The following is a 9,615-nucleotide window of genomic DNA, read 5'->3' as shown; positions in this document are numbered from 1 at the left end:
TTTTATTGATTTTTAATCAATTATATTTTTTGTCGTGTACTAAAAAATATTACTTATAATTTTATAAAATTATAAAAATTATGGCTTATAATACTGCTGTAATAGAATTTTGATTTGGGAAAGATATACTGTAAATGTCTTATTTGTTTAACAAAATATTAAACATTGCTCAGCCTTTTACAAATAAACCTGAGCGGCCACCCGGTAAGTATTGGCATGCGCTTCCACAATAGTTTTTATGTCCGGAGAATAGCCGCCGCCCATGCTGCACTGTACAGGTATCTGCAGCCGGTGGCACAGGCTAAGCACGAAGCTGTCGCGTTCTTTGCAGCCTTCGGGGGTGCAGGCCAGTTTGCCCAGCTTGTCCGAAGCCAGGATGTCAACCCCGCAAAGGTAAAATATAAAGTCCGGCTTTTGCTGGCCTATAAGCTTCGGCAGGGTGGCCTCCAGCAGGGCCAGGTACTCGGCATCAGTAGTGTTGTCAGGCAGGGCAATGTCAAGGTCAGAGGTCTCTTTTTTAAAAGGGTAGTTGGATTTGCCATGCATACTGAAGGTAAACACGGCAGGGTCGCCGGCAAAAATCTCGGCAGTACCATTTCCCTGGTGTACATCGAGGTCTACAATCAGTATCTTCTTTGCCAGTTTGTTCGCAATCAGGTACTGCGCGGCAATGGCCTGGTCGTTCAGCAGGCAGAAAGCCTCGCCGTGGGTGCTGTAGGCGTGGTGTGTGCCGCCCGCAATATTAAAAGCAACGCCGTGCTGCAAAGCCGCTTCGCTTCCCCATATAGTGCCCTGTGCTATATGCAGTTCGCGTTCTACCAGCGCTGCCGAAAGCGGAAATCCTATTTTCCGGGCGGCACGGGGGTCAAGCGTCATGTTCAGCAGGTCGTCCACATACTCCTGCCGGTGCGCGGCCAGCACATACTGCATGTCGGGGAGGCCGGGGGCATAAAAGTCGCTTTCGGCAGCGGTTCCTTCGTGCAGCAGCTGCTGGGGAAGCAGTTCATACTTCATCATCGGGAAGCGGTGGCCCTCCGGCAGCGGGTGCTTGTATATGGGGTGGTAGGCAATGGGCAGCATGGTGCAAATGTAGGTAGTATAAATTTTTTTATAAACAGGCTGTAGGTAATTGTATTATACAAGCATTTGTAAGTTTATATAAAAGAGGTTTCTATGACCCATAAATTTATTTCAAAGCCTTGACACCTTTTAAAGGTATAATAGCTAATTTACCTGGAGTGCTTAATCGATGCTTATAGATTATCAGGATAAATCCGCGACAAGATGAGTGGGTAGCAGACGCTTTGAGAAGGTGTCAGGAGATACCGGCTGACAAGCAACAGCTAACGGATAATAATCAATATGAATAAATAATCAATCCTGCACAATAAAATCCTTGGGGTCTTCCCTGTGGAATTCCGGCTGTATGTTCACATGGTTAATCCCGAACTTTTCATACAGCAGGCCTTCTACCTTTATTGATAATGCGGTAAACTGTGTCATGGTAATATCCTCGGAGCAGTCCAGGTGCGCCTCCAGGTGCAGCTCTTCCTCATTAAGGTGCCATACGTGGATGTGGTGCAGCTTGTTTACGCCGGGTATCTTGTGCACCTCACGCACAATTTCTTTAATGTCAATATGCTCCGGCGTAAAAAGCATCAGCATTTTGGTGGAGCGCTTCAGCAGGCCGGCGCCTACTATTAATAAATAAATAGCTATAAGCAGCGTCATCAGGCTGTCTACCCAGTATAGCTGGAAATACTTCATCATCAGCCCGCCCACCAGAACGGCTACCGAGGCCAGCATGTCTGTAAGCAGGTGCAGGTACGCCGATTTCATGTTCAGGTTATGGCCGGCGTCCTTTTGCAGCAACAGCACCGATAAGCCGTTAGCTACAATCCCTAAAACGGACAGCCATATTACCAGTCCCGGCTGTATGAAGACCGGCTGGTAAAACCGGGTGATGGCTTCGTAGCTAAGGTAGATGGCCAGCACCACAAGTGTAAGCGAGTTTACAAAAGCGGCCACAAGCTCGGAGCGCTTTAAACCAAATGTCTGCGTGTTGGAGGCTTTGCGCCTGGACAGCTTGTGCGCCACATAGCTGATAACAAGCGAAACCACATCGCTAAAGTTATGCAGCGCATCAGACAATAATGCGAGACTGCCGGAAATAAGCCCGCCCACTACCTGGGCTACCGTTATGAGGATATTAAGCAGGATGGAAAGAATCAGGTTCTTTCCGCCCACGTTGTGCTTGTGTATCGGTTGGCTTTGGCTCAAAATTAATATATTAGCAGGAAATTTTATCGATTCGGTTCTGGTGGCGGCCGCCTTCAAACTGTGTGTCCAGGAAGGTATCAACCATTTCTACAGCCTGCTGTATGGCGGTAAAACGTGCCGGAATGCTGATGATGTTGGCATTGTTATGCTGGCGCGCCAGCGCCGAAATTTCCTTGGTCCAGCACAGTGCCGCACGAATCTTCTGGTGTTTATTGGCCGTCATGGCTACGCCGTTGCCGCTCCCGCAGATAATGATGCCAAAATCGGCCACACCATTTTCTACATCACTGGCTACGGGGTGTACAAAATCGGGATAATCAACGCTGTCAGAAGTATCTGTACCATGATTAATTACTTCGATCCCTTTTTCTTCCAGGTGCTTTACAATAGCTTTCTTATAGTCAGGCCCTGCGTGATCATTGCCAATTGAAATTTTCATGTTGTTGTGTGTTATGTTGAGTGGCAAAGTTACCAAGAATAAGCAAACATGCTATGCCTACATACATAATAATAACATTTGAAAATGAAGTACTTACATAACATATATGTTAAAATTTAGCGATGTTGATAAAAAATAAAACCTCCTGCATTTCAGGCACGTTTAAATTAACATTACTTGTTGACAACTTATCAATGAAAATTTAAAGAATATTTTATTTGGTACATATTTTTTGCTAATTCAAAATTATTACCGGATTTCAAAAATTATTTATACTTTTTTAAGAGAATGTTATGAAAACGTTAACAGCTTTTATTAACAAAAATTAACAGGTAAACTTATTAAAACCATAACAGGTAATAGTGAAATTAACGGTTGTTGATAAACTAAAATCAAAAATATTATATATACTAACAGCCAGCAATTTACATTCCCTTAACATTGTTGACATCTCCTTAAAAAGTAATAATAAATTAAAAAGCAATTTTATCTGAAAAAGTTTTCAGCCTTATCAACACTACATAATAACCATCAAAAAATTAAAATTTTAAAAAGAATATTTTTTTTGATTTTAATAGTTGTTGAAAACTACACGATAGTAAGGCTGCTGTTATTTTCAAAGTTATTTAGGATTTGTTTTACGGTATCCAAATCGTTAGGGTGTACCATAAGCCGGATCCCTCCCAGGGCAAAAGAATACATAGGGGCTACTGAAGCCATCGTTTCATTGCGGAAAACGAAGCGTATGCCGGCCTCTTCAAGAAGGTGTTTCAGTATCGTGATCTCGTGTGGGTAGCTGAATACCGCTGCGGTTACAAATTCTTCCATTTATCTTGATTTGTATAAAGATAGGTAATATTTACCGGCAGTTGTACCATTTTGTAATGTTAACTTATAGGTTCAGGAACTGCCACTCCTGTAAGAAAAGTTATTATTTGTTTAAAAATAGGGTTTTATCTGCGGTTAATTCGTAATTTTCACCAATATTTAGATAGCATTTATGAGTAAGAAAAACGGAAAACCATCCGGAAAAAAAGAGAAAGATTTCTCACACAAGATTTTTAAGGTACTGTCAAAGAACCCTAATAAATTATTTAACTATAAACAGATTGCGGCAGTACTGGAGCTTAATGACACCAACAGCCGCAACCAGATCATAAAAGAACTGCAGTACCTGGCTTCGAAAGAAAAAATAGAAGAGACCGATAAAGGAAAGTACAGGGTAATTTCAAAAGCTGATTACGTGGAGGGCACTATTGACATGACCACACGTAAAACAGCCTATTTCGTATCGCCCGAGGTTGAAGATGATGTATTTATACCTACCAATAACCTTAACCATGCACTTGACGGGGACAGGGTTAAGGTGTATATCTATAACCGCAGGAGGGGACGCAGGCCTGAAGCAGAAGTGGTGGAGATACTGGAACGCCATAAAACTGAATTTGTAGGCGTGATTGATATACAGAAGAATTTTGCTTTTGTAGCCACCGCAAACCCTAAAATGTATACTGATATTTTTATTCCTAAAAACAAGCTTGGAGAAGCTGAAAATGGCGATGTGGTGCTTGTACGGATAGAAGACTGGCCTGCAAAAGCCGACAGCCCTTTTGGCGAGGTGCTGCAGGTATTGGGCAAGCCGGGTGAGCATAATACCGAAATGCATGCCATACTGGCTGAATACGGACTGCCTTATGATTTTCCTGTAGAAGTAGAAGCCTTTGCACAAAAGCTGGACACAGCCATACATCCGGAAGAGATTGCAAGGCGCCGGGATATGCGCGATGTATTGACTTTTACTATAGACCCCCGGGATGCAAAGGATTTTGACGATGCATTATCTTTCCAAAAGCTGGAGAACGGTAATTATGAAATTGGCATCCACATTGCCGATGTTTCGCATTATGTGCAGGAAGGCACTATACTGGATGAAGAGGCTTATAACCGTGCCACATCGGTTTACCTGGTTGACAGGGTTGTGCCCATGCTGCCGGAAGTACTATCCAACTTTGCGTGTTCTTTAAGGCCTCATGAAGAAAAGTATACTTTTTCTGCCATTTTTGAATTAAATGAAAAAGCGGAAGTACAGAAGCAATGGTTTGGGCGTACGGTTATATACTCTGACCAGCGTTTTGCTTATGAGGAAGCCCAGCATATTATTGAAACTAAAGGCAATGCCATACCGGCTGAAACTTCTTTATCGGGTAAAGACTATACCGTAAGTGATGAAATCAAAGATGCCGTCCTGAAAATGGACCAGCTGGCAAAAATATTGCGTAAAAAGCGTATGGCCAGTGGAGCTATTTCATTTGATAAAGTAGAAGTTAAGTTCAACCTTAATGAGCAGGCGGAACCGGTAGGGGTATATTTTAAAGAAGCCAAAGATTCAAACAAACTTATCGAGGAATTTATGCTCCTGGCTAATAAAAAAGTTGCTGAATTTATAGGAAAGCAAAACAAAACTTTTGTGTACCGTATACATGATGAACCGGACCAGGATAAGCTGATCAACCTGCAAACCGTGATATCAAAGTTTGGCTACAGCATCAGCTTTAAATCGAAAGAAGCTATGGCTAAATCCATAAATAACCTGCTGGAAGAAGCACATGGTAAAAAGGAACAGAACCTTGTGGATACCCTTACCATAAGGAGTATGAGCAAGGCTAAGTACTCTACCCAGAATATTGGCCACTACGGCCTTGCATTTGAGTATTATTCGCATTTTACATCACCTATACGCCGTTATCCTGATGTTATGGCACACCGGTTGCTGCAACATTACCTGGACGGAGGAAAATCAGTAGATGATGAAGTATATGAAGAAAAATGTGCCCACTCATCCAATATGGAAAACCTGGCTGCCAATGCAGAGCGCGACAGCATTAAGTACATGCAGGTGAAATACATGATAGACCATAAGGACCAGGAGTTTCTTGGTGTAATATCAGGTGTTACGGAATGGGGCATTTATGTTGAGATTATTGAAAACAAATGCGAAGGTATGTGCCGCATCCGTGAAATTAAGGATGACTACTATACCTTTGATGAAAAACAATATGCCCTTGTAGGGGAAGTGACGCACAACTTGCTGCAGCTTGGTGATGAGGTATATGTAAAAGTTAAAAATGCCGACCTGGTTAAAAAACAGCTTGATTTCTACTACTTGAGGAAGAACGAATAAAATTGTCAACAACTAAAAAATTATAATTATGAAAAAGTTTATTGTAACTGCGTTTTTAGCTGTATTTACCACAGCCGGTGCACAGGATGTAACAAAAAACCTTGGTGATTTTTCGAAGGTAAGGGTATTTGACAAGATTAGTGTGAAACTGGTCAAATCAAATGAAAACAGGATTGAAGTATCAGGCTCCAGGGCTGATGATGTGGAAATTGTAACCAAAGGCAGCGACCTTAAGATCCGCATGAAACTGACCAAACTACTCCAGGGTGAAGATATTACGGCTACGGTATACTATAAATTTATTGATGAAGTAGAAGCCAGTGAAGGCGCTTACGTAGTTTCAGACGATACTTTTAAAGTAACCTCAATGAATCTTAATTCCAAAGAGGGCGCTAAAATAAAGCTGAACCTTGATGTGCAGAAAGTTGAGGCAAAGTTGCGTACAGGAGGCGAAATTGAGCTTGCCGGCAGGGCTTCAAACCAGGATGTAAAAATTCATACCGGTGGTATTTTAAAAGCCAGGAATATGGCAACTTCACAAACTACAGTTTCAATCAATATCGGAGGGGAGGCTGACGTGAATGCCACGGAGCTGGTTGACGCAAGGACTATGGGCGGTGGTACTATAGCTATTTTTGGCAGCCCTAAGCAGGTTAATAAAAAAACTACAGCCGGAGGAAGTATTGACATAAGGGGCTAACACTTTTTTGGCGCATTACATATTTTAATATTAAATTGCGGGTTTTAACCGCAATTCATGATTGACGATATTTTAACCGCCATTCCCTTAGGCTTCTTCCTGAGTTTTATGGTTGGGCCTGTTTTCTTTGTTCTCCTGGAAACCAGCGTAATAAAAGGATTTAGGGCAGCGATGGTGTTTGACCTTGGTGTTATACTGGCTGATGCTGTTTTTATTGCTATTGCGTATTTCAGCAGCTACAGGCTGATACAAAATATTAAAGATGAGCCCGCCCTTTTTGTTTTCGGCGGGCTCATTATGCTTACTTACGGCATCATCTCATTGGTAAAAGTAAACCGGGCCTCCAAAAATGAGATTATTGATGATGATTCACGGGAGATTATCCGCAAAGACTATTTAAGCCTTTTCCTAAAAGGGTTCCTTCTTAACTTCATAAATATTGGTGTATTAGGGTTTTGGCTTGCCATTATTATTACAATAGGGCCCAAGCTTGACATGAAGCCCACACGCATGCTGGTTTTCTTTACTTCGGTTATTGCCTCTTATTTTATAACTGACCTCTTCAAGATACTTCTGGCCAAACAATTACGGAGTAAACTGACTGCTAAGAATATCATCAGGATAAAGAAAATTATCTGTATAATCCTAATCATTTTTGGTGTGGCGCTCTTAGTGGAAGGATGGTCGCCCGGAGAAAGGAAAATGGTTAACTCAGCATTAGAAACCCTGGAAAAAAATGCATCAGAATAAAAAAAGCTATCGATAAACCGATAGCTTTTTTTGTTGAGGCATCGAGCGGATTCGAACCGCTGTACGAGGTTTTGCAGACCTCTGCCTAGCCCCTCGGCCACGATGCCATTATTTGAGTGGTTGGCAAATTTACATATATTTTACACTAACGCAAGAAAAATTGCACCTAAATTTTAAAATTCCTATACTTGCCTGAAATTTAATATTTAACAATTAGTTAACTATTTATTAGTAAAATTTTAAGATGAAGAAGTTCAGGCACCTTAGGCCCGTTGCAATTTTTATTGCAGTAGGATTATGTATAACAACCATCAGCAGGGTTATCCTGTTTTTAATGTTTAGTGAGCGGATACAACAAACACCCGAATATTGGCATTTATTTACCAACGGCCTGCGTTTTGACCTTATACTTCTTTGTTATTTATCATTTTTACCTGTTGCACTGCTATCACTTATACCGGATAAATACCTAAAATATTTCAGGGCATTCCTCAATGTGTATTTTATCCTTTTCCTGTCGCTTATATTGCTTATGGAGCTGTCCAGCCCTGACTTCATAAAGCAATACGACACGCGCCCTAACCGGTTATTCCTGGATTACCTCATCTATCCTAAAGAGGTCGCAGGTACTTTATTAAAAAGCTACCTTGGTTCTATTGTAGTCACAGTTGTTGTAGGCGCCTTGTTCCTGTTCTTAATGATAAGGAAGCGTAAATTGCTATTTGGCAGTATGCCTGTTGCCTGGAAATACAAGCTGATGATACTTCCTATGGCCGGTTTTATGGTATTTTTCGGGGCAAGGTCGAGCCTTACTTCAAAAAGGCCTATTAATGCCAGCAATGCTGTTTTTTCTTTTGACCAGCTTACCAACTGCCTCGGGCTTAATTCCTTTTACACTGTGGCTTTTGCGGCTTACTCACTGAAAAATGAAGATAATTCAGTAAAAATGTATGGTAAAATGGAAGCAGCAGAAGCCTATGCCAGGGTAAAGAAATACATGACCGCAACAGATGCCGAATTTACCGATGCTGATATTCCACTACTGCACCTGCAAACCCCTGGCACTACTGCTGATAAGCCTTATAACCTTGTTATTTTCCTTCAGGAGAGCCTTGGCGCTGAATATGTGGGTGCGCTGGGCGGGCTTCCCCTGACACCGGAATTTGACAAGCTTACCAAAGAGGGTTTATTATTTACTAATCTGTACTGTACAGGTACACGAAGCGTAAGAGGTATCGAAGCAGTGGTTACGGGATTTCTGCCTTCACCTTCAGAAAGTGTTGTAAAGCTCAGTAAATCCCAGACAGGCTTTTTTACGCTGGCTGATCTTATGAAACAGCGGGGTTATGATACCAGTTTTATTTATGGTGGCATGGCCAATTTTGATAATATGGCGTCTTTTTTTAACGGAAACGGCTTTAAAAATATTATTGATGAAGAAGATTTTGATAATGATGGCCGGAAATATGCGCTGAAAGGTACCTGGGGCTATAGTGATGAAGACCTGGCAGTAAAGGCAAATGATTATTTTAAATCTCAAAAAGGGAAACCCTTTTTTTCACTGATGTTTTCCACTTCAAACCATGAGCCGTTCGAGTTTCCTGACAACAGGATCACACTGTATGATAAAAAGAAGAACACGGTGAACAATGCAATGAAGTATGCTGATTTTTCAATAGGCAAATTTTTTGAACTTGCCAAAAAGGAAGATTATTTTAAAAATACCATTTTTATAGTAGTGGCTGACCACAATACAAGGACATACGGTAACAACCTTGTGCCGGTAAATAAATTCCATATTCCGGCGCTTGTGATAGGGCCAAACGTGCCTAAAGGCAAAAAATATGATAAACTGTGCAGCCAGATTGATCTTCCGCCATCACTTGTTAGCCTTTTAGGCATAAAAGCTGAGACACCTATGCCCGGACGTAATATATTTAATTGTAAGCCTGATACCAAAGGCAGGGCTATAATGCAGTTCCATGATATAAATGCCTTTAGGGTAGAAGACCAGGTAGTAATACTCCAGCCCGGCAAAGAACCGCTGCAGTTCCGGCTACTTAATGATACGGTTATGCAGCCGGTAAAGCTTGATAATGAGCTGGCCCGCGATGCACTGGCCCATGTTACGGCCGCTTATAATTTGTATAATGACAGTAAATACAAAATTAAAAAGAACAAAAAAACAGGGCTATAAACCCTGTTTTTTTATGTCCTGTACTCTTCAAGCTGTACTGTTACTGCCTCTACATCGCCGCCTATAGG

At 41.6% G+C, this 9,615-nt stretch carries 8 protein-coding genes and 1 tRNA gene; 4 read left to right on the top strand and 5 right to left on the bottom strand.

Annotated elements, in window-relative coordinates:
- Positions 1-177 precede the first annotated feature (177 nt).
- The 4 genes from CHU92_RS02200 to CHU92_RS02185 all read right to left on the bottom strand — a co-directional run bounded on the left by CHU92_RS02200 (position 178) and on the right by CHU92_RS02185 (position 3,547).
- Positions 178-1,080 (bottom strand): histone deacetylase family protein, encoded by a 903-nt coding sequence (locus CHU92_RS02200; protein WP_094412157.1) that lies wholly within the window; start codon positions 1,078-1,080, stop codon positions 178-180.
- A gap of 294 nt (positions 1,081-1,374) precedes the next feature.
- Positions 1,375-2,280 (bottom strand): cation diffusion facilitator family transporter, encoded by a 906-nt coding sequence (locus CHU92_RS02195; protein WP_165764567.1) that lies wholly within the window; start codon positions 2,278-2,280, stop codon positions 1,375-1,377.
- A gap of 10 nt (positions 2,281-2,290) precedes the next feature.
- Positions 2,291-2,719: a ribose 5-phosphate isomerase B gene (gene rpiB, locus CHU92_RS02190; RefSeq protein ID WP_094412155.1), complete on the bottom strand. Its 429-nt coding sequence runs from the start codon at positions 2,717-2,719 to the stop codon at positions 2,291-2,293.
- 588 nt (positions 2,720-3,307) lie between these two features.
- On the bottom strand, positions 3,308-3,547 hold the full coding sequence (locus tag CHU92_RS02185) for a putative signal transducing protein (protein WP_094412153.1): 240 nt from the start codon (positions 3,545-3,547) through the stop codon (positions 3,308-3,310).
- A 172-nt stretch (positions 3,548-3,719) separates the two neighbouring features.
- Here CHU92_RS02185 and rnr point away from each other — a divergent pair, with 172 nt between their 5' ends.
- From rnr to CHU92_RS02170, 3 genes are read left to right on the top strand one after another with little or no spacing between them, the layout of a single operon-like run.
- On the top strand, positions 3,720-5,900 hold the full coding sequence (gene rnr, locus CHU92_RS02180) for a ribonuclease R (protein ID WP_094412151.1): 2,181 nt from the start codon (positions 3,720-3,722) through the stop codon (positions 5,898-5,900).
- A 28-nt stretch (positions 5,901-5,928) separates the two neighbouring features.
- Positions 5,929-6,600 carry a head GIN domain-containing protein gene (locus CHU92_RS02175; RefSeq protein ID WP_094412149.1) on the top strand — a complete coding sequence of 224 codons (672 nt, stop codon included), beginning with the start codon at positions 5,929-5,931 and terminating at the stop codon, positions 6,598-6,600.
- Between the two features lie 57 nt (positions 6,601-6,657).
- Positions 6,658-7,350, top strand: coding sequence for a LysE family translocator (locus CHU92_RS02170; protein ID WP_094412147.1), 693 nt, complete (start codon positions 6,658-6,660; stop codon positions 7,348-7,350).
- Positions 7,351-7,386: 36 nt separating this feature from the next.
- Here CHU92_RS02170 and CHU92_RS02165 read toward each other — a convergent pair.
- A tRNA-Cys gene (locus tag CHU92_RS02165) sits at positions 7,387-7,457 on the bottom strand.
- Positions 7,458-7,594: 137 nt separating this feature from the next.
- Here CHU92_RS02165 and CHU92_RS02160 point away from each other — a divergent pair.
- Positions 7,595-9,547, top strand: coding sequence for an LTA synthase family protein (locus CHU92_RS02160; RefSeq protein WP_094412145.1), 1,953 nt, complete (start codon positions 7,595-7,597; stop codon positions 9,545-9,547).
- Positions 9,548-9,615 lie beyond the last annotated feature (68 nt).

The organism is Flavobacterium cyanobacteriorum, from assembly GCF_002251835.1.
GTDB classification, from domain to species: Bacteria; Bacteroidota; Bacteroidia; order Flavobacteriales; family Flavobacteriaceae; genus Flavobacterium; species Flavobacterium cyanobacteriorum.
This window is presented reverse-complemented; position numbering and strand designations above follow the sequence as displayed.

Bases quoted from the DNA above. Each gene is read 5' to 3' on its own strand.
- CHU92_RS02200 (WP_094412157.1), bottom strand. From the start codon at position 1,080: ATGCTGCCCATTGCCTACCACCCCATATACAAGCACCCGCTGCCGGAG.
- rpiB (WP_094412155.1), bottom strand. From the start codon at position 2,719: ATGAAAATTTCAATTGGCAATGATCACGCAGGGCCTGACTATAAGAAA.
- CHU92_RS02185 (WP_094412153.1), bottom strand. From the start codon at position 3,547: ATGGAAGAATTTGTAACCGCAGCGGTATTCAGCTACCCACACGAGATC.
- rnr (WP_094412151.1), top strand. From the start codon at position 3,720: ATGAGTAAGAAAAACGGAAAACCATCCGGAAAAAAAGAGAAAGATTTC.
- CHU92_RS02175 (WP_094412149.1), top strand. From the start codon at position 5,929: ATGAAAAAGTTTATTGTAACTGCGTTTTTAGCTGTATTTACCACAGCC.
- CHU92_RS02170 (WP_094412147.1), top strand. From the start codon at position 6,658: ATGATTGACGATATTTTAACCGCCATTCCCTTAGGCTTCTTCCTGAGT.
- CHU92_RS02160 (WP_094412145.1), top strand. From the start codon at position 7,595: ATGAAGAAGTTCAGGCACCTTAGGCCCGTTGCAATTTTTATTGCAGTA.